Genomic DNA, 20,539 nt, shown 5'->3' with positions numbered 1-20,539 from the left:
AAATAGCCGAAACCACCAATTTAAAGCTTGGTAGCAATACTTAAATTAGCAAGTGCTAATTTTGCCATTGCGTGAAAGTATTTTATAACTAAGCTTCAAAAAGCTGAAAGGCGAACCAGTGGCTTCTAAAACAAACAACACTTCACAGTTACCTGTTGACGGGCGAAGTCACCGGGTTCGATTGTCGCCTTCCTTGTGTTTTCCAGAGAATACCAGTGCATGGAGGGCGAACCCGTAACCTCTGGCGAAGCCGATAGCGGCGCGGATTCGCTTAGTCGTGCGCTGTCTGGGCTATAGGACGCATAGAAACGTAGAAAAAAATAGAGTTTCCAAATCAGTTACGAATGCGAAGGGCTGAATGCAAGTACGATTTTCTCTGCCTCAGTCCTCAGCCCTCAGTCCTCAGTTCTCAGTCCTCAGTCCTCAGCCCCCAGCCCTCAGTCCTCAGTCCTCAGCCCTCAGTCCTCAGTCTTTACCCCTTACTCCTCTTACCAAGGATTGCCAATCATCGTGAAAGCTGCCCAGTAGTAAGGATGCGTTAGCTGCGTGTCGCCCCGGTTGGCGAGTTCGGGTGGCAGCTTGATGTTTCCTGTGGGGAGGTGCAGTTCGCCCGCCTCCAAGCGTACCTGCCCCTTGAGCATTGCTATCTGCGCTTGCCGTAAAGCTTCTGACTTGATCGGGGCTTTCTTCAATTGGGCATAGAAATCCGCCATCAATCCTTGAGTTCCCTCGTCGCTGACATACCATAAACTGGCTACAACTGATTTCACCCCTGCCAGCACTGCTATGCCCCCAAAGCCTAACTCTGCTTGTTCATCTCCCAGGGCGGTGCGACAGGCACTCAGTACCAACAATTCCACTGGCGGGTCATTCCAGCCCAATTGGCGCAGCTGGTTGAGTCGTAGCTTGGTATCCCATAACTGAATGTAGGAGTTTTCGATTTTCCCAGGTTTAAATTCGCCATGCGTTGCCAGGTGGATAATTCCATAAGGCTGTTGCTGACGCTGTGCCTTGAGATTTCCTAGCGTAAATTTCTCGTTGAGGAAAGATTTCCCCGACCACAGCGTCGGAGTGATGATAGATAATTCAATCGGCACGGCTGGTAAGGAATTCAGTTCGGTAAACTTTGACGCGCCCATTGCCAAAACTTGAGTGTTTTTGATATTCACGTAGCGGGTATCGGTGAGGCTGAGACTGGGCATCATGCCGATGCTGTAGTTTTCCACCAGGAACTGTTGACCATTGTGGAGGGCAGCCATTGGCAGCGATCGCAAACCTGTATCCATCAGAAATACTAGGTTTTGGATACCTCTAGCTTGTAAATCGGCTTCTAAAGGTGCCACCATCCACTGATAAAGTTCCTGAGATGGTACCAGGTAGCCATTGGGTTTTTTAAGGTTAGTAACTTCGCTGCGGAATTGTTTAGCGACTGTCAGAATTTCCTCGCGCGTTGTCCCCTGCACCCGTTTGCGAATTGGTTGACCCTTGGCAGTGATGACAACTAATTCGAGTTGGTCGTTGTCTTGGGCGGGGGGACTGGTAGCGGGAGTAGCGGCGGATTGCGGGGATGCTTGGCTGAGGGCAAAGCCTTGGGGATTAAACTGCCAAAGGATGTCTGATTCTGGCGATGTTGCAGGTAATAGAGTCTTATCGGTAGCTGAAGCAGGTGCCGCCGTGGCAGGAACAAAAGTGATGTAGATAAGTGCCGGTTTTATCCCAGTCGATTTTTCAATGTTTTGAAGAATATCGCGGGCTTCGGTGAGGGTTCTAATCGGAGTATCCGCACTTCCACTAAAATATTGCTCAAACTGGCGCGTGAACGGTTCGTCTAGGTCAGCGAACAAGGTGTCAACTTCCGCGAGAGCCGAACTGGCAGACACCGACAATTGGGGCGTTAGCGTTTCCTGTGGAGGCTTGATTTCCTCTGGCAGGGGACTCGGTGAAGACGGTGTATCAGGTTGATCGGCTTGATCGGCAGTAATGAGCTGAATCTTGCCCTGAGTATAGCTGCCGGGGAAAGATCCTGAAGCAATTGTATTGCCTGACCCAGTTGTCAAGACTCCGGCTGTGCCGTTATTACTAGCGTTGCTGACAACGAAGGGAACGTTTTTGGAACCGCCTCCGTGGCGCAGGATGATGGAACCTTCACTAGCACCCCCAGCGGCGGAAATACTTGCTTTTTGCCCATTTTGGTCAGTGAAGGTGCCCGTAGCTCGAAACAGACTTTCGGTGGTAATGTCAACGATGCCCCCTTTGCCTCCCGTTCCGCCTTGGGCATTAATGAAGCTAACTTGAATGTCGTTTTCGGGGTCAAGGGTGACATTACCAGCATCTCCGAAGCTAGCGCTGGAATTAATTCCCAGCGTTGTAATGCTGTCAATGGCAGATACAAAGATATTCCCGCCTTTCGTGGTGCCTGAGGCAGTTAAATTTCCGGTTTTTATCGCGGCTGTTTGGCTGATGAGGGTAATATTTCCGCCAACCCCATTATCAGAATGAGAGTCGATGTTAGCAGTGGCAAGGTTGTTTTTAGCAGTCAGAGCGATCGCGCCCCCATTTCCCGTCGTCTTGCTAGTATTGAGCGAACCTGTACTGATACTATTGTTCGCTGTTATTTTAATCCCGGTAGCCGTAATATCTTTTGCGATGACATTGTTGCCGCTATTTACTGTCAGATTATCTAGAAAATAACCATTTCCTCCCACTGCATCCTGGAAAGTGACATCACTGCTGACACTGATAGTTAGGTCGGTAGCATTGCCGCTATTAGCGAGGATACCGCCAAAGGTAATCGAGTCAGCGCTACTGCTGAGTTCTATCGGGTTTTGACCGACGAGGTAAACATCGCCGCCATAGTTTTGAATTCCACTGGTGGTGACATTCCCGCCGATGACGCTACTCCCCTGTATTGTCACGCTGGCTGCATTGACGCTGCCATCCAAGCTAGTGAAGCCACTGGTGTTAGCAGTTAAGGCTCCGATGGAAGTGCTGTTGCCCACTGTATCAGCGATTTTAAGGTTGCCGGTACCGGCAGTTAAGGTGAGGTTTTGACCGCCTGCGCCCGTTCCATTCGTCTTCCCACCGAGAGCAATATCACCACCCCCTTGAGCGCCGGTACTGAGGGTGATGTCTTTACCCAGAAGCGTATCGCTGTTGATAGTAATGTTTTGATCGGCGGTAGTGATATCTGCGTTGAGGGTAGTTAATCCAGCATCAAGGGTGATGGAGGCGTCCCCCGTGCCTGTCATGGCTCCATTCACCGCCACTGAGCCAGAGGGTGCTTGAACGGTGAGAGGATCTTTGAAGGTGACACCTGCACTGTCGATTGCAATGGCACCACTGCCGTCAAGGCGTCCAATTGTAATAGAGCTAAAGCCATCTTGCAATTGTCCCAACTTTGCGGCGGTCAGATTCAAACTATCGGTTACAGGAGTCGCATTCCCAACCTGAATATTTTTCGATGCTGTTGCGGGTGCCAGTCCAATTTGGTATCCCGCACCGCTGACTGCCCCATTAAAGTTAATCTCGTCTGCGGTTAGGGTTGCATTGTTACTCAGCGTCACAGGGGTATTGAAACTGAGGGTGCTGCCGCTGGTTGTGGTAACGTTGCCGTTCAGGGTGAGATTGGAGGCACTATTGACGCTCAAATTTCCAATAGGTGTAATATTGCCGACAGCGTTCCCAAATGTAATGTTACCCGTGTCTGCATTCAGCGTCAGATTTTGATCGCCTGCACCCGTGCCATTGACCGTTCCGGTGATTTCGATGTTACCGTCCCCATAACCAGAACCATAACCATAACCAGTACCACCGATTGTGGTGAAGGTGGCGTTGTTACTGAGCAAGACATCGCCAGTAAGGGTGATAGCAGATCCGGAACCATAAGCACCGCCAGAGGAATTGAGATCGCCTCCAATTGCGATTTTGCCACCTGCACTCGTTATCAGGTCAATATTTCCACCATTAAAAAAAGTAGAACTGGCGTTGAGGAAGCCTGTAGTAATGTTGCCAGTAGCATCAATGTTGATATTCCCGCCTTGGGTGGTAATGGTAGTAGCGCTACTGTTGAAAGTGTTGCTCAGGCTACTGAAGTCACCGCCGTCAGTGTCAATCAGACCATTAATTGTTACATTGTTTGCTCTAGTTCCCGCACCCCCTTGACCTCGAAGCACGACATTTAGGGCGTAGCCATTACCGCCGATAGAGCCATTGAGGATAATGTCATTGGCTGCCTCAAGAGTAAGAGTGACAGGACCACCAAAAAAATACCCACCGCCAATCGCTGCATCAGCATTCTGCGTAATATTGCCTACCTGGGTGCCAGAAGGATTATTCGTGGAGATGATTACGCTACTGCCAAAGTTGAGGGCGTTGTTGATTGCGCCATTACTAATCGTAGAATTGTCGGCATTCGCCGTGAAATTTGGTGAAAAGCTGTCCAAGCTACCGCTATAACCGCCGCCATTGATGATAGTGATATTCGAGGGATCGAGCAGCCAAGTGCCGGGAAGACCTTTGGGGGCGCTGGCATCCGCTGCTTTGGTGACATCCAGGTAAACTTTCCCGGAAGTTTCGATAAATCCGCCGTTACCACCTTGTGCGCCGCCACGGGCGCTAATGGTGCCATAGGTACGAGTGGCTTGATCTGACCAGACAATGACTTTACCGCCATTGCCATTAGTAATGGCATCGGCATTGAGTGTCACATCTGCGCCGACAAAGGTGAAAGCAGCATTGGGTACGCTACCTTTGCCCAGATAATCTCCGCCAATCAATACTTGACCGCCGCCTGCATCTCCGGAGGCATTCACGCTGGCGTTCCCGACTAAACCAACTTGATTACCCAATACAGCGACTGCGCCGCCAATACCGGCTTGAGTGTTGGCGGTATCCAGCTTCCCGGAGACAATTGCAGTTCCCGGTTCTGTGGGAATGGTAATACCCGATCCGCTTAGCACCACTTGTCCGGCACTGTTGACGGTCATTTTGGTGGCATTGGCGACACCTCCACCGGAGAGTAATTGCGGCAGTGAGGGAGGATTTGATAACTGGGCATTAAAGCTGGAAGGTAAGACGGATGGCTGAATTTCTAAACTCAGCACGTTTCCCGCTTGCGAAATCTGTACCGTCTTCTTGCCCGGTACGGCGGCTACGGTGATATTACCTGCTGGTGCTTTGAGTTCTCCGGTGTTGACGATAGTTCCGCCGATAAGAGTGAGATTTTTTCCCTCTCCCACCGTTAAATTCCCAGCGTTGATAATGCTACCCGGCTGGGATGTGGTAAAGGCAAAGAGATTGGGCGTGCCTACCAAGTTGGCGTAGTTATTAGGATCGAAGGCATTGAACCAATTGTCACCAATCCCTATTCCGGTGGCGGTGGTGGCGGTGAAGCTTCCTGGTACGTTCAAAGTGGCACCCGAACCAAACACAATGCCAGCCGGGTTCATCAAGTATAAGTTGGTGGAGTTGCTGCCGGAAACTTGGATAAGTCCGTTAATAATAGAAGGGTTGCCACTCGTGACGCGACCCAAAATATTGTGGATAGATGGGTTAGAAAGAAAGTTGGCAATTTGATTTTGTTCTAAGCCAAATTCGTTGAAGCTGTGGAAAAGATTTCCTCCATCGGCTGAAAGTTTTCCACCAGTAATATTGAATTGATTGCCAGAGGTGGTGACATTGGTGTTGGTGCCGTCAGGTGCGGTGGTAATTGATTGTGCTTGGGCAAAAGTTGGAGAAAGGCTACAGGTGAGGGCGAGAAGGCAAGAGGCGATGTTTTTAGCAATCGGTAATCGAGAATTAATAATTGAGAATTGGTAATCGAGAATTGATTGCTTTTTGCGAACTAATAGGACTTTAGAGTTGAAAGGGAAATGGCTGAGGATGTGCAGTTTTACAGAGAAGCGATCGCTTAATCCTCTCCTTTGCAGTGCCCGCGCGATCGCTTTGCAGGCGTTTTTCGCCTGTTGCTTGGTATAGGTGTGCGAGTCACTCGCCTGATGGCAACGATAGTAGTAAAGTGGCTTGTTAATATGCCGTACTTCGGCAACTTCTGACAGCTTCAGGCACAGATCGTAGTCTTCAACGTAGTCGAAGGACTCTTCGATTCCCCCTACTTGGTCGAAGAAACTGCGACGGATCAACCGGAAGTGAAAGGTCATAAAATCGAGCAAAAGCCGCTCTTTTGAGTAGGGAATGCGACAGCGCTTCCCGTAGTCGATGACTTTGCCGCTTTGGTCGATGTCGATGTAGTCAGTGTAGACAAAACCTACCTCCGGGTTCGCCTCCAGCACGGTTGCTGTCTCTTGCACTGCTGTGGGGGCAAGCAAATCGTCACTATCTACCAAACCGATGTAAGTGCCGGTAGTCTGCGCGATCGCTGCTTGCAAGGCGCTGACTCGTCCTTGATGTTCTGCTGCAACTACCCGAACTCTGCGATCGCGGGCTTCGTATTCACGGGCAATTTCTACAGTTCTATCTGTAGAACCGTCATCCCACACCAGTAGCTCAAAGTCTTGCCTAGTCTGCGCCAGAATACTTTCAATCGTGGCAGCGAGATAATGCTCCCGGTTGTATGCCGTGATAACTAAGGAAATAGGTACGAGCATGGGAAGACTCCGGAGGTGCTAACTCTCGTTGCCGAAAGTCATGCGAGTGCTAACTAAATTATTTTCTTTTCTAGAATACTCCTATGGATAGTTGCCTTGGTGAAATTCTTAATACAATTCCGCGTGGAGATTTACCTTGCATCATGCTCCGGGCGGGCGGTTGAAACCGTACAGCGACAGCAAGCACACAAACGAAACCTGCCGGGAGCAGGTTACATTTGTATCGATCGATCGCTGAAACTCTAAAAATCTACGCCACGCTTCAAGTCCACCCCTCTGTCAGCGTAATGCTTATGGCAAATCATCTCTGAATGGACGCTGGCAAGGTCAAAATACGCCGGACGATTTAGACAGCGCCCCGTGATAATCACTTCCGTGTCGCGGGGTTTGCGTAGCAGTGCGTCTACGATTGGTTGTTGATCCAGCAGTTCTAAGTCAACTGTGGGATTGAGTTCGTCCAAGATAATTGTCTTATAAAGCCCAGACGCGATCGCTGCCCTAGCAATTTCCCAACCGCGTTCAGCCTCCACATAGTCTAGTTCTTGCTGTTGTCCGCGCCAGACAATCGCATCTTGTCCGCAGCGCTGATGATCGACTAAGTTTGGGTAACTTTGTTGCAAAGCTGCGATCGCGGCATCCTCAGTATATCCAGTCCCACCTTTGAGCCACTGCATAATCAGCACTCGGTGCGACTGATCCTGACTAATCCCGCGCCCAATCGCCTGCAATGCTTTACCCAATGCGCTAGTAGACTTGCCTTTACCAGCACCCGTGTAGATTTCTATCCCCTGTAAAGGCAGAAAAACCCCGTCCCTACCTTCGGTAATCGGGTGGTGCGGCTTCATCTCAGAGTGCAAATCCGCAATTTCTAGCAGTTGTTGGGGGGCAGCCCGACCTGTAACAATTACTTCCAACTCCTGCGGTTTATGCTTGAGCGTCCGAACCACTTCCTCCACTGGCAACAAACCCAAGTCCAGTAACGGGTTCAGTTCGTCCAGAACTAGGACAGAATAGAGGTCAGATGCGATCGCGCCTTTTGCCACATCCCAACCGCGCTGCGCCTCCTGTCGGTCAAAGCGCGTTATTTCCTCCGCACCAAAAAATTCTGACCGCCCTGTGCGAACTTGGTCAATCAAGTGAGGGAAGCCCTGTTGTAAGGCTGCGATCGCCCCATCTTCATCGTAGGAGCGTCCCGGTCCTTTGAGAAACCGCAACAGCAGCACTCTCGTTGCTAAATCAGTATTAATTCCCAGCCCAATTGAGCGTAACACCACGCCCAGCGCTGCCTGGGACTTTCCCTTCCCCGCCCCATCGTAAACATGAATCTGACCGACGAGACGCTCAGAACGCACTTGAGCCGTGCGAATGCCGATCCCCATTCTACTCATAATTCTCATGAATCTTAGCTGTCACAAACTGTTAACAATAGCAGCTTAGAAGGGTAAAGTGAAAAGAATCAAGAGTAGCCGTTCCACAAAAGCTAAAGTTGAGACTAGGAATAGGTAGTAGGGGATAGGGACTCAATTATCCATCATTCAGTTGTCAGTTCTTTTTTCTCTTCTACTGAGTTATTTTTCGCGCTAAACTACCCATCCCTCTACTTAATTTATGAGTATTTCAAATATGCTTTCTTTACATAAAAGGTTTCTTGATATTCCCAAATTCGCAGGATAATAGAAGTAAAGAACAAGCTGCCATCAACAACATCAAAATTTACGTTTAAACTTAATTAAACAGGTGTCAGAGAGACAACCTTATGCTTGCAAATGTTTTCCCGCTTCAAACGATTTTATTTCAATTTTTATTGCTGTTGGTTGGAATTGCAATTGAATCATTCATTTTATACCGACAATTAAATCTTAGCCAAAGAAGAAGCATTGACTATGCCATTTCGATTAATTTATTTTCAACAATTTTGGGTTGGGTAGTTTTCTTTTACGTACATCCTTGGCTTCCCCGGTCACTGAAATCTCAGTTAATCAGTTATATCTTTTTTGATCGATTCTTTCCATTTGCTCAGTCGTCCAATATTGTAACAGAACTAATCTTAAGTGGCTTTGTTGTCTTCTTTGCCACCTTTATCGTTAAACTAAAAGGATTAGAACTTTTACAAATGTTACTGGAAACACCGTCTTATGGGGAAAGACAAAACCAAGAAAAGTTTAACCTACAAGATTTTCGACTTCTTACTTTTAATTCCAACCCTCTTTTAACTAATACTATTTTTCAGGCTAATATCTACAGTTTTGGGGGATTCGTGTTGCTTCTATTTATTCGGACTCAATTTAGTTAAACTACAAACATTTTTTGAGTTAATCATCTTTTGATAGATGAATTTAAATTTTAGTTGCGACCAATTTATCAAGTTAGGCTTAACTTAATAAAGACTTACAAAGAATATGGCATCAATTCTTGACTTTTTTATTTTCAAATACTTAATCAATACTTTTAAAGTATTATGGAAATCCCTAGCTCCTTCCCGTGCTTATTCCTGGAAAACGTTTATTTATCTCAGTTTCTTTTCTTGGGTGATGTCATTTTTTGCAACTGACTTAGTACATGATATTATCACTCATTGCGGTTGGTTATTTTTAATTATTGGAGTGAGCTGGGCTACAACAGAGAATCCAATAAAAATTTGGGGTATTCCGATTGGTCCTTGGATTACGGGTGCCTTAATCTGTATGTTTTTATTTGGCGATTGGACTGGGAGTATCCCACCGATCGCTTTAATAGTTTGGCCTACGCTTTCATCAGTGATTGCTGTGTTTCCAACCTTTTTTGATGAAAGATTTAGATTAAAAGTACCGGCGCTGCAATTTCGTCAAAGAAGTGTTATTTTGATTGGCAGCAATATGGTAATTAGCTGCTGGATTCAATTTTATTTTATTAGTCAAGATTGGTTAGAACAATATCCTACCTTGCTGTCGGATCATTTTGGGAAAACCACGATGGTATCCCAATCAGCATCTCAATCAACAAGGACTCTTAGAGGTACGGTTATTTTAGAATTTATGGAACCCTTGATCGTACAAGAATTAGAAAATAAACCTTGGTCGGAAGTGGAGCGATGGCTGCTAGAACCACAACCGCGTATAGAAGCAATTCGGGCAGAAGCCGCAAAAAAAATTCCGCTTGTGGAAGAAGATTTTTGGTGGCGTTATACCTATAATATTGGTTCGATTAACTCAGGATACAATTTACAATTACGCGCAATTTGGCAAGGTCCTCGTTCGCAAACCGAAGCATATTATGTGGAAAAAAACTGTCAAATTACTCAAGGCTATCAACCAATAGTAACTGGAGCAAGGACGACGTCTAGCCAGACAGCAGCACAAAATATTGCGGTTGCACAAGTCAATTGTCAGCCTATCAGCGAACTAAAAAGCTATGAATGATGAAGACTCTCTCTAAAACTTATCAATAGAGCTAGGAAGTGGCTGCTCGTGGAAGATAGTTGAGCGCATAAAGAATTAACTATTAGTAACAAAAGAGTTATTTTGTATTCGTGCAAAGGATAAAATATAAATCGTTGAGAGAAATCATCAATGATGATTTAGAAGGACGATGAGTTTAAGCACAGTAAAATCGAGGAAAATAAATGTGTTTCGGGCAGCGATCGAGAGTTTAAAGAGAATTTGGGCGATCGCAGTGAATGGGTTTCGGGAAGTCATCCGCGATCGCGTTCTCTATATCATCGGTTTGTTTGCGCTGTTAATGGTGGTGGCGTGGCGACTGTTGCCAGAAGTGGCAGCAACAACAGAGGATAAAATTCTTAAAGATGTTGGATTAGCAGCAATGGATGTACTGGGAACCATTGTTGCTGTATTTGTCGGGACTGGATTGATTAACAAAGAAATCGAAAAGCGCACTGTCTTAGTGTTAATTCCCAAACCGCTCAGTCGCGCCGAATTTATTATTGGCAAACATCTGGGGCTATCAGCCGTTTTAGGCGTCTCGCTCGCTGCTATGACGGCAATTTATCTTGGCATCCTCAGTTTAAGTAAGATTTCTTACCCGCTAGGTAGCATTCTGATTTCGGCGCTGTACTTGTTTTTTAAGCTATCTTTACTGACTGCTGTCGCGTTGATGTTTGGCGTCTTTACAAGTTCGCTGTTAGCGACCTTGTTTACATTTGCAGTGTATTTGATGGGACATTCCAGCCGAGATTTAGTAGAGCTGGGAAAATTAAGTCGGAATGTAGACATCGAACGGATCGTAAATGCTTTATATGTGGTACTGCCAGATTTATCTCGGCTAGACCTCAAAAATCAGGCGGTTTATGGTCTTTTGCCTTCTTCCTCGGCGCTCCTAACCGATGCTTTGTATGGTTTGGTGTATACCGTCCTCCTCTTAGCGATCGCTATCATAATTTTTTCGCGACGTGAGTTTTGAGCTGCCTCGCGATACAAACTAGCTAGAAGAAGCGCGAAAGTAAAAGAAGCAAACCCGTCCCTAATCCTTCGTCCGTTACTCCTTGTTTCCAGCTCGTACTTCGCCTCGTGATGCCACAACTGCAACAAGCTCCGTCCCCAGATGCCCTCCGCCTCTTGATCGTGATAGCTTCAAGCGCGGATGTCGGGCTGATTACAAATCCACTGCGGGAAGCGGACATTGATTTTACTTACGAAATTGCCGCTACATCTGCCGCTTGTCGAGAACAATTGCAGCAAAACACCTACGATGCAGTGTTGTCAGTCCAGGGGAGCGGGGATGCTAGCTCAATGACAGATAGGAAGGCTGGGAGGCAGGGAAAACTAGAAAATTCCCCTTCTCACCCCCTCACAGATGCCCCAAGCTCCTTAGAAGCATTGGAGTTAGTCCAACAATCCGGGCAGTTTATTCCTTTGATTGCGATCGCGCCGGAAGCTGAAATCGCCGATGCTGGCTCAGAACAGATGAAACATCTGCCAGAGATTTTGATGCGATCGCTCCACGAATTTGAACAACACCGAATCGAGCGCGATCGCATTGTCAAAATTCAGCAGCAAGCTCAGCGAGAGGCAATTATCAACCGCATTGTGCAAGCAATGCGAGAAACGCTGGTTCTGGAGGAAGTGCTGCAAACCACCGTCAATTTGCTGCACGAAGCGCTCAACCTCAGTCGGTGTCTAATTTTTCTGCCCGATCCCAATCAACAAATGCAGGCTTGCCTTGCCAGCGAATCTACCCCTCAAAGGCAGAGCCTGATTGGCGTCTATTGCGACTTCTATTCCTATTACCATTCCTCCCTTGCTCAAGGTGAGCCGCTGATATTCAACCAAATTGACGACCGCATCCCGCTCAAACTGCAAGAATTAGCCAGAGAGTATGAAGTTTGCTCCATGCTGACGATGCCGATGTTGTATCAGCAATCCTTGGTGGGGGGGATTAGCCTGCATCAATGTGTTCGCGAACGGCAATGGACAGAAGATGAAATCGCTTTGGTAAGTGCGATCGCCAATCAATGCGCGATCGCCATCCACCAAGCGCAGCTGTTCGCTCAAGTTCAACAACAAGCAACGCGGGAGCGATTGTTAAATAATATCTGTCAGAGCTTAAATTCCAGCCTCGATCCACAATATATTTTGCAGGAAATTGTGAATCTAACTGGAGAGTTCTTCGGCGTTGATCGAGTCGCTATCTTTGCCTTAGAACCAGAGGAAATAAAGATTCTCAAAGAATGGCGAGTCAGCGAACAAGTGGTTTCTCTGTTGAACCGCAAATTTCCTCTATCGAAAAACCGCGATGTATTAGATCCTGCCTCCGAGTATTCGGTTCAGCGGGTTTTCCATGCTCCCAAACTCGCAGACGTTCCTTCTTCTTCCACCCGCCAAGAGCAAATTCAACAGTTACAAATCCTGTCTATGGTAAGAGTGCCAATTTTTATTCGCGGTCAGCTTTTTGGTGGCATTTCGTTACAATCCACAACCCGTTACCGAACTTTCACCGAAGACGAAATTCACCTTCTCGAAAGAATTGCTGACCAAGTGGCGATCGCGCTTTACAATGCCCAAAGCTATGAAGCAAGCGAGCAACTTGTCAAAGAACGTACCCAACAATTAGAGCAAGAAAAACAACTCTCAGAAGCCGCGAATCGTGCCAAAAGCGAATTTATCGCTACGATGAGCCACGAACTGCGAACCCCTCTAACTAGCATTTTGGGGCTTTCTCGCCTGCTAGTCGATCAAATTGTCGGATCGATCAATGACAAACAGCAAGAATATCTTACTTTGATTACATCCGGCGGCGAACATTTATTGGAACTGATTAACGACCTTTTAGATTTATCCATGATTGATGCCGGTCGAGAAGAATTCAGCCTAGAAATCCTGTTAGTGGAGGAAGTTTGTCAGGCGTCCGTTTCCGCCGTGCGCGAACAGGCGCAAAAGAAAGGATTGCAATTAATTGTAGAGATTTCCCCAGACATCACCACCTGCGTAGGCGACCATCACCGCTTGAGGCAGATTTTAGTCAACCTGCTCTCTAATGCGGTGAAATTTACACAAGTTGGCTCAGTTACCCTAAAAGTGGAAAAAACCGCAGACACTATCTTATTTTCAGTGATTGACACCGGAATTGGCATCGCCAAAGCCAATCATGCCACCCTCTTTGAACCGTTCCTACAGATAGATAGTGGTTTAAATCGTCAATATGAAGGAACGGGTCTCGGCTTAGCTTTATCCCGCAAACTGGCATTCCTTCATGGCGGCAATATCACCGTAGATTCAGAACTGGGACAAGGCAGCTGCTTTACTTTACACTTACCGATCCAGCCACCAGACGAATTGAATAAAGCTTGAAATTCGTTACGATCTGGAGAGTGCTGAGGACTTAGGACTGAGGACTGAGGGAAGGATGAAAAACTTCTCCCCATCTCCTCTGCACCATTTGGAGAGTGCTGAGGACTGAGGACTTAGGACTGAGGACTGAGGGAAGGATGAAAAACTTCTCCCCATCTCCTGTGCACCATTTGGAGAGTGCTGAGGACTTAGGACTGAGGACTGAGGGAAGGATGAAAAACTTCTCCCCATCTCCTCTGCACCGGAAGCACCTGAAGCACCTTTGCGTCCTCTGTGATTCGATTTTAAACAAACCATGATAAAGCAGAAACTTGAGCAACTAAAAACCCTCTTTGCAGAAATGGATCGGGCATTAATTGCCTATTCTGGGGGCGTCGATAGTACCTTGGTTGCCAAGATAGCTTACGACGTTTTGGGCGATCGCGCTTTAGCCGTTACCGCCGTTTCTCCCTCCCTCCTCCCGGAAGAACTCGAAGACGCCCAAATCCAAGCAGCCGCGATTGGAATTGCCCATCAAGTGATACAGACGCACGAAATGGACAATCCTAATTACACCTCGAATCCTGTCAACCGCTGCTATTTTTGTAAAAGCGAACTTCACGACAACCTTAAACCCCTGGCACTTCAACTGGGTTATCCCTATGTTGTAGATGGCGTGAACGCCGACGATTTGGGGGATTATCGTCCGGGAATTCAAGCGGCAAAAGAGAGGGGTGCGCGATCGCCTTTAGCAGAATTAGGCATTACCAAAGCTGAAGTCCGCCAACTTTCTCAACACCTCGGACTTTCCTGGTGGGATAAACCCGCCCAACCTTGCTTGAGTTCCCGCTTCCCCTACGGCGAAGAAATCACCGTCAGCAAACTGCAACGAGTCGGACGCGCAGAAATCTATCTGCGTAAATTAGGATTAAAAAATCTCCGCGTTCGTTCCGAAGGTGATACCGCCAGAATCGAGTTACCGTCAGAACAAATTAAAGAATTTGTTCTTACCACCGATTTATCCACCCTGGTTTCCGCCTTTCAAGAATTCGGCTTTATTTACGTCACCCTCGATTTAGAAGGCTACCGCAGTGGCAAACTCAATCAGGTGTTACCGCTGGCAGTAAAAGCCTAAAATTCTGGCGTTGTACAAAGTTAAGTTGTACAAAGTTAAATAGATTCTAGGGGATGGGGACGTGTCTACCCCCTCAACGCCGATCGAGATTCCGATCCCCCATCCTCTCAAAAGTTGCGATCGCTTCTAGCAACTAAATTAGGTTTTAATACAAATCCATCAACAATAATCACTCATGCCATAAGATAGTAGTTTTCTTGCAACATGGGCACGACGCCCAAGAATGCGAACAAATGGCATGAAAGCTTCGGCTTTGTCTACATCATCTTCGATCGAGAACGAGCGATCGCTCTGACAAGCAGAATCAGCTTGGAATCGGGAAGTATTGTACGTCAAAGTCTGACTTCTCAATTTACAACTCAACCAAAAAGTAGGGGTACCTGATTGCCGTACCCTTAAAATTGAAATATACGAGGCGAAGTGCGGCGACGATACTACCCGATTATAAGCTTAGGCAAAAAGGCAATTCCTGCCAAACAACGATTCCTCATGAGTTAGCTGTGTGGCAACCAATGGAGGGCAAGGCTAGGGCAATGCATAAACTTTCAGAAATGGTATATTCGACTGTATTTTGGTTAATTTCCGGCTTACTTGTGTGGCTGGTAGTTCTGCCCGCAGCACTCATTACTTTACCCATTATCTTACTGGGAAAAGTAGTCAAACAGCTACTTTTCAAGATACCTCAACAAAATCTGACAGAGGTCGAAATCTCATTAGAAAATCACTCCGAACAGAAACCTAAAAATGCAGGAGAATTGCTTTTGACTTCGTTGCTCATGACAACGCTTGTGGGAGTGCCCGCTCTACTCGCATCAGCCATTTCTTTGCAGCCAATGAGAGTTATTAAAAGAGAAACAGAACTTACCCCAAAGCCTCCGCTACAGCCAACAACAGCACAGACAACCTCATGGATAGAGACTGAGGAAAGTGAAACTTAAACTAGAAAGGCATCAGTGACATTGCCAGACACAGAAAAAATGCTAGTCATCTTATAAATTGGAAAGTCCAGTTTGAGGTACGGAACCCGGCATTTCCTGTATGAGGATGGCACAAAAACGATCTACTCAAAATCTCTTATATTTATTAAAATTTTGTGCAGCAAATTTAAATAACTTACTCAACTATCTAACCATCACCAAGTCAATTTTCCATCTTAGTTGGTTGATTACAGAGCTTTCAGTCATTTTATAATCAGCCAAGGAAAGTATGCGCTCGCTCGAAAAAATGGGATTAAAACTTGAAAGCGTCATTCCTTGGGGACGTTCCCTGGCAGAATACATCAGGATGTTCAACTTAACGCCTGACGACCTCCAGTTAAAAATTCTAGATTGTGGCGGTGGCCCTGCCAGCTTCAATATTGAGATGACACGCCTAGGCTACAACGTCATCTCTTGCGATCCGGTGTATCAGTTTTCCAACCACGAAATTCGAGAACGTATCCAGAAAACCTATCAAAAAGTGATTGATGGACTCCAAGCCAACCTCGATAGCTACGTTTGGCAGGAGATCCAGTCACCAGAGGATTTGGGGCAAATCCGGATGTCAGCCATGCAGCAATTTTTAGAAGATTTTCCACAAGGAATTCAACAAGGACGCTATCTAACTGCTGAGTTACCTGTTTTACCCTTCAAGACTCAGCAGTTCGATTTAGCCTTATGCAGTCACTTGTTGTTCACCTATTCGGATTTCTTCTCAGAAGATTTCCACCTCGCCTCCATTGTGGAATTGTGCCGCGTTGCTGCTGCGGTACGGATTTTTCCTCTCTTAAATATTTCTGGAGAGGTGTCGCCAGTCCTTCAGCCAGTAATGGAGAAATTAAAAGCGCAAGGCTACAGTGTAGAAATCCAGCCCGTACCCTACGAATTCCAAAAAGACGGCAATCAAAGGTTGCAGATAAAGTCAGTCGTGTAAATATGTACTGCAATCTGTCGCTCCTTTGAACCTAGATGATTCAAGAAGGCGAAATCCCCGACTTCTTAAAGAAGTCGGGAATCTGAAGGGCTAGTATTTCACAATTTAAATAGGATTGCTGTATATGCCTGCTACACATCATGCAGGTTAGCGGTAATGGATAAAAGGTCATACGATAACGTGAAATGGTATAAGAAACACTTTTTTCTCTAATTACCTATTCCCAAAAACCGATGAGTCGCGCATTTAGAGAGAAATCCTCAAAAGGAGATACTATTTTTTCAAAAAAAAAGTTTCAGGGTGTTCTTATTGAAAAGAACACCCTGAATTAGGTTAATTATTTATTTAGCAGCCTTTGATATATCAAATAAAGCTGCTACACCACTATGCAAGCGAGATAATACAAAAAACTAACTCTAGCCGGTTAACTTTAGCTCAAACCTAGCTCAGCGAGGCACCGCTGCGGTCGTAGCTAGAGCGGAAGCTTGGGTGTGGTTGTCCTTGAATGTGATTCCAGTATTCAGATGATTCAACATCTAGACCCACTTCAGCAGCGGCGCGACCCAGCATAGACTGCTGACGGTTCTTGATGAGGTGATGATGACGCATCATGAGGGCGCGAGCTTGTTCTTGAGTAGACATACCAGGTTTCTCCGTACTGCTTCAGTGATGTTTGACTAACTTATTTTCTCTTACCTATTTAATATAACAGAAAATTCTGTATCTAAATTTACAAAATGCTTTTAAAAACAAAACTTTACAAAAAAATTAAGGTTAGGTGCGGCACTCATCCGATAGAGCGATTCTAAATGAGGAAAAAATCGGAATTGCTGATTCCAATTTTGCATAGGGGATAATAGCCAGACGCAGAAACTGTAAAATTTGACAAACATCCTGAAAGTTTAAACGGCTACATCCCCCAAAAGTGTGATTTAGTAGTTGCCTTGGGCAGGCTAAAAGCATCATGGATGATGTGGAGTTCGTGCGCCAATCAAAAACCAAAAGAGACAGCCGACCAGGAGATAAAAAAATGGCTACCCCCTGTCACATTCTTGTAGAAGGCAACCCGGTCATCATCTATGCTTCCCGGAATGGCAGCCCTAAAAAAGTTTTGCCTATCCTCAATCGCTTTTTAGAGAAGTTTTGGCAAGAGAGAGAAACCTGCGGAGAATACTGCGATACACCTGGGTGCTTAGTGGCTCAGATTCTGGTTCGCTTTGGCTACGAGATATGCGAAGATGATTTTTCTAACCTGCGAGTGGGAGTGAATTTTGACTCAGCGGTGGAATACATCTACTGGGTTTCTTTGGATTACAAAGTGAGTATCTGGGTTCCAGAGGTGTCCTACCGCAATAATCCCTCTTTGGGACTGCAAGGCTGTCGCCAGGATCTCGTTTTGAGTACTCTCTAAATACTGCGTGCGCGATCGCACATTTTGTTTGCATTTTATTATTTGCACTCCTCACCCCCATTCCTGACCTGGCTGCACGCCAGATAACAGCGAAAACGACTAATCTGTATACAGATGGATAAGACCCACAAACTCACAAATGTGGGCTTTCTTCAGCCGATTTTGATAAGCAGATAACTATCTAGCCGCCCAAAAGATACACATATTATGTTCGACGCACTTGCTGAACGCTTAGAATCTGCCTGGAAAAGCCTGCGGGGTCAGGACAAAATTTCCCAATCCAACATTCAAGATGCCCTGAAGGAGGTTCGTCGCGCTTTATTGGAGGCGGATGTCAATCTCCAGGTCGTCAAAGATTTTATTGCCGATGTTGAAACCAAGGCACAGGGAGCCGAGGTCGTTTCTGGGGTGCGCCCCGACCAGCAGTTCATCAAAATTGTCTACGATGAGCTAGTCCAGGTGATGGGGGAAACTAACGTCCCCCTGGCTTCAGTAGATAAGCCGCCCACGATTGTACTGATGGCTGGGTTGCAGGGAACGGGTAAAACCACAGCTACAGCAAAGCTAGCTTTGTACCTACGCAAGCAAAATCGCAGTACCTTGCTAGTCGCAACCGACATCTATCGCCCAGCCGCCATCGATCAGCTAGTGACGCTGGGACAGCAAATTGAGGTGCCAGTGTTTGAACTCGGCACCAATGCTAACCCGGTAGAGATTGCGCGGCAAGGGGTTGAGCGAGCTAAAGCAGACGGCATAGATACAGTCATTATTGATACTGCCGGACGCCTCCAGATTGACCAGGACATGATGGCGGAATTAGCCCGCATCAAACAAACCGTCCAGCCGCACGAGACGCTGCTGGTGGTCGATGCCATGACCGGGCAAGAAGCGGCAAATCTCACCCGAACTTTCCACGAACAAATCGGGATCACGGGTGCCATTTTGACGAAGCTGGATGGCGATAGTCGCGGCGGTGCAGCCCTATCAGTGCGACGGATTTCCGGTCAGCCGATTAAATTTGTCGGCGTCGGAGAAAAAGTCGAGGCGCTGCAACCGTTTTATCCAGAGCGCATGGCTTCCCGAATTCTGGGCATGGGAGACGTAATCTCCTTTGTAGAAAAAGCCCAGGAGGAAATAGACCTGGCAGATGCCGAGAAGATGCAGGAAAAAATGCTCTCGGCTAAGTTTGACTTCAGTGATTTCCTCAAGCAGATGCGGCTGCTGAAGAATATGGGTTCTCTGGGGGGAATCCTGAAGATGATTCCAGGGATGAATAAGATTTCCGACGAACAGCTGCGCCAAGGAGAAACCCAGCTAAAGCGGGCTGAGGCGATGATTAATTCCATGACGAAGGAAGAACGCCAAAACCCAGACTTATTAGCGAAGTCTCCCAGTCGTCGTCGCCGGATTGCTCGCGGTGCTGGCTATCAGGAAACGGATGTCAGCAAGCTGGTAACTGATTTCACAAAAATGAGAACCGTCATGCAGCAAATGGGTCAAGGCGGTTTCCCCGGTATGCCCGGAATGGGCGGTATGCCCGGAATGGGTGGCGGCAATCGTCCTTCCCAAGCCGGTTGGCGGGGCTACGCACAAGGAAGTCCCGGCAAGAAAAAGAAAAAGGAGAAAAAGAAGAAAGGCTTCGGCACTCTCTAGCTGGAACCGTTAATGCAATTAGCTTTTAGCTTGGAGGGGTAGAACTTGATGCCAAAAAATGGTACAATCAATGACTCTGCGTCTAAAGTCTAAAAGCTAATCGCTAAAGAGCTGATGGCTTAAAATCCAAACAGGAACATTCTTCATCAACATGATCAAACTGCGATTAAAGAGATACGGCAAAAAGCGGGAAGCTAGCTACCGGATTGTGGCAATGCAAAGCACTTCCCGCCGCGATGGGCGTCCTTTGGAAGAACTGGGCTTTTACAACCCCAGAACCGATGAAGTCAGACTAAACGAGCCAGCACTCACCAAGCGCCTCCAACAGGGAGCGCAGCCTACGCCAACGGTGCGCCGGATTCTTCAAAAAGCTAATGTCTTGGAACAAGTCAGTGCCCCAACTACCGCATGAGTCCGAGTTGGATTCCCCAGATTCAACCAGCCAGCCTGTAAGGTCATCCCACGGGAGTTCCCTACCGGATTATGCTGCTCTGGTGAAATTTTTGGTGCAGCCGTTTTTAGAATCACCAAAATTGCTGAGCGTGGACTGCGAAATGTCGCAGGGAAATACTAAAGCGTGGGTGCGGCTGGCTTTTGAAGGCGAAGACAAGGGAAGAGTTTTTGGTCGGGGAGGACGTAATATTCAGGCAATTCGGACGGTGATTGAAGCGGCTGCGAAAGCTGCCAATCAATCTGTCTACCTGGACATCTATGGGAGTTCGGCGCGATCGCTTGAAAGTACGTCAGGAAGTCCAGAAGTTGCGAAAAAAGATCCACCCCGCCGGTCTTCCCCAGTATCTGCTCCCAAATTCCGCTCCCGTTAAAACTTTAGACGGTTAGCATTGAGGAGGTGATGGATCGCCTCCGATTATGAATATCTCCTAAGTAAATCGCCTGTTATCTTTGGCAAAGGGGGCTATCAGCTTAGTATTGGCACTAACCAAAAGCTAGGGTTGATGGTTAACTTAAGCAAAAAACAGCGAGTGGCTGCAAGTCCGTTTGGTTGAACACAAGTTGATTAACTCGGCGTGAAGATGCAATCAACCAGAAAATCTAGCAATGC

16 protein-coding genes are annotated in these 20,539 nt (G+C 46.9%); 12 read left to right on the top strand and 4 right to left on the bottom strand.

Annotated elements, in window-relative coordinates; all coding sequences use genetic code 11:
• The first annotated feature begins 358 nt into the window (after nt 1-358).
• Nucleotides 359-514, top strand: coding sequence for a hypothetical protein (locus NC997_RS15595; RefSeq protein WP_190529891.1), 156 nt, complete (start codon nt 359-361; stop codon nt 512-514).
• Here the strand turns inward: NC997_RS15595 and NC997_RS15590 are convergent.
• Nucleotides 489-6,605, bottom strand: coding sequence for a CHAT domain-containing protein (locus tag NC997_RS15590; RefSeq protein ID WP_190529889.1), 6,117 nt, complete (start codon nt 6,603-6,605; stop codon nt 489-491). The genes NC997_RS15595 and NC997_RS15590 overlap by 26 nt on opposite strands.
• 242 nt (nt 6,606-6,847) lie before the next feature.
• Nucleotides 6,848-7,993, bottom strand: coding sequence for a cob(I)yrinic acid a,c-diamide adenosyltransferase (locus NC997_RS15585; protein WP_190529887.1), 1,146 nt, complete (start codon nt 7,991-7,993; stop codon nt 6,848-6,850).
• 368 nt (nt 7,994-8,361) lie between these two features.
• Between NC997_RS15585 and fraC the strand changes: the two genes are divergently transcribed.
• The 5 genes from fraC (at nt 8,362) to larE (ending at nt 14,501) form a co-directional block, all read left to right on the top strand.
• A complete protein-coding gene (gene fraC / locus NC997_RS15580; protein ID WP_190430429.1) occupies nt 8,362-8,898 on the top strand; it encodes a filament integrity protein FraC in 537 nt (178 codons plus the stop codon).
• 106 nt (nt 8,899-9,004) lie between these two features.
• Nucleotides 9,005-10,003: a DUF5357 family protein gene (locus NC997_RS15575; RefSeq protein WP_190529886.1), complete on the top strand. Its 999-nt coding sequence runs from the start codon at nt 9,005-9,007 to the stop codon at nt 10,001-10,003.
• Between the two features lie 169 nt (nt 10,004-10,172).
• Nucleotides 10,173-11,000, top strand: a complete 828-nt coding sequence (locus NC997_RS15570; RefSeq protein ID WP_190529885.1) for an ABC transporter permease — start codon at nt 10,173-10,175, stop codon at nt 10,998-11,000.
• 110 nt (nt 11,001-11,110) lie between these two features.
• Nucleotides 11,111-13,387: a GAF domain-containing protein gene (locus NC997_RS15565; protein WP_190530010.1), complete on the top strand. Its 2,277-nt coding sequence runs from the start codon at nt 11,111-11,113 to the stop codon at nt 13,385-13,387.
• Nucleotides 13,388-13,682: 295 nt separating this feature from the next.
• Nucleotides 13,683-14,501, top strand: a complete 819-nt coding sequence (larE, locus tag NC997_RS15560) for an ATP-dependent sacrificial sulfur transferase LarE (protein WP_190529883.1) — start codon at nt 13,683-13,685, stop codon at nt 14,499-14,501.
• A gap of 159 nt (nt 14,502-14,660) precedes the next feature.
• Here the strand turns inward: larE and NC997_RS15555 are convergent, their stop codons facing one another.
• Nucleotides 14,661-14,837, bottom strand: a complete 177-nt coding sequence (locus tag NC997_RS15555; RefSeq protein WP_190529881.1) for a hypothetical protein — start codon at nt 14,835-14,837, stop codon at nt 14,661-14,663.
• 197 nt (nt 14,838-15,034) lie between these two features.
• On the opposite strand from NC997_RS15555, the gene NC997_RS15550 reads away from it, so the two are divergent.
• Both NC997_RS15550 and NC997_RS15545 read left to right on the top strand, forming a co-directional pair.
• Complete coding sequence (locus NC997_RS15550) at nt 15,035-15,439, top strand: hypothetical protein (protein WP_190529879.1); 405 nt, start codon at nt 15,035-15,037, stop codon at nt 15,437-15,439.
• 286 nt (nt 15,440-15,725) lie between these two features.
• Entirely contained in the window at nt 15,726-16,412 is a 687-nt protein-coding gene (locus NC997_RS15545) for an SAM-dependent methyltransferase (RefSeq protein WP_190529877.1), read from the top strand.
• Nucleotides 16,413-16,853: 441 nt separating this feature from the next.
• On the opposite strand, the gene NC997_RS15540 is transcribed toward NC997_RS15545, so the two are convergent.
• Nucleotides 16,854-17,054, bottom strand: a complete 201-nt coding sequence (locus NC997_RS15540) for a hypothetical protein (protein ID WP_190413235.1) — start codon at nt 17,052-17,054, stop codon at nt 16,854-16,856.
• A gap of 388 nt (nt 17,055-17,442) precedes the next feature.
• On the opposite strand from NC997_RS15540, the gene NC997_RS15535 reads away from it, so the two are divergent.
• From NC997_RS15535 to NC997_RS15520, 4 genes are all read left to right on the top strand, one after another.
• On the top strand, nt 17,443-17,823 hold the full coding sequence (locus NC997_RS15535) for a histidine kinase (protein WP_190430189.1): 381 nt from the start codon (nt 17,443-17,445) through the stop codon (nt 17,821-17,823).
• A 207-nt stretch (nt 17,824-18,030) separates the two neighbouring features.
• Nucleotides 18,031-19,476, top strand: coding sequence for a signal recognition particle protein (gene ffh / locus NC997_RS15530; RefSeq protein WP_190430190.1), 1,446 nt, complete (start codon nt 18,031-18,033; stop codon nt 19,474-19,476).
• A gap of 151 nt (nt 19,477-19,627) precedes the next feature.
• A complete protein-coding gene (gene rpsP / locus NC997_RS15525; RefSeq protein WP_190413229.1) occupies nt 19,628-19,888 on the top strand; it encodes a 30S ribosomal protein S16 in 261 nt (86 codons plus the stop codon).
• Nucleotides 19,851-20,300: a KH domain-containing protein gene (locus NC997_RS15520; RefSeq protein ID WP_190413227.1), complete on the top strand. Its 450-nt coding sequence runs from the start codon at nt 19,851-19,853 to the stop codon at nt 20,298-20,300. Before rpsP ends, NC997_RS15520 begins: the two co-directional genes overlap by 38 nt.
• Nucleotides 20,301-20,539: the final 239 nt, after the last annotated feature.

Origin of the sequence: Trichocoleus sp. DQ-A2 (assembly GCF_039961915.1) — a bacterium.
GTDB lineage: Bacteria > Cyanobacteriota > Cyanobacteriia > Cyanobacteriales > FACHB-T130 > FACHB-T130.
This window is presented reverse-complemented; position numbering and strand designations above follow the sequence as displayed.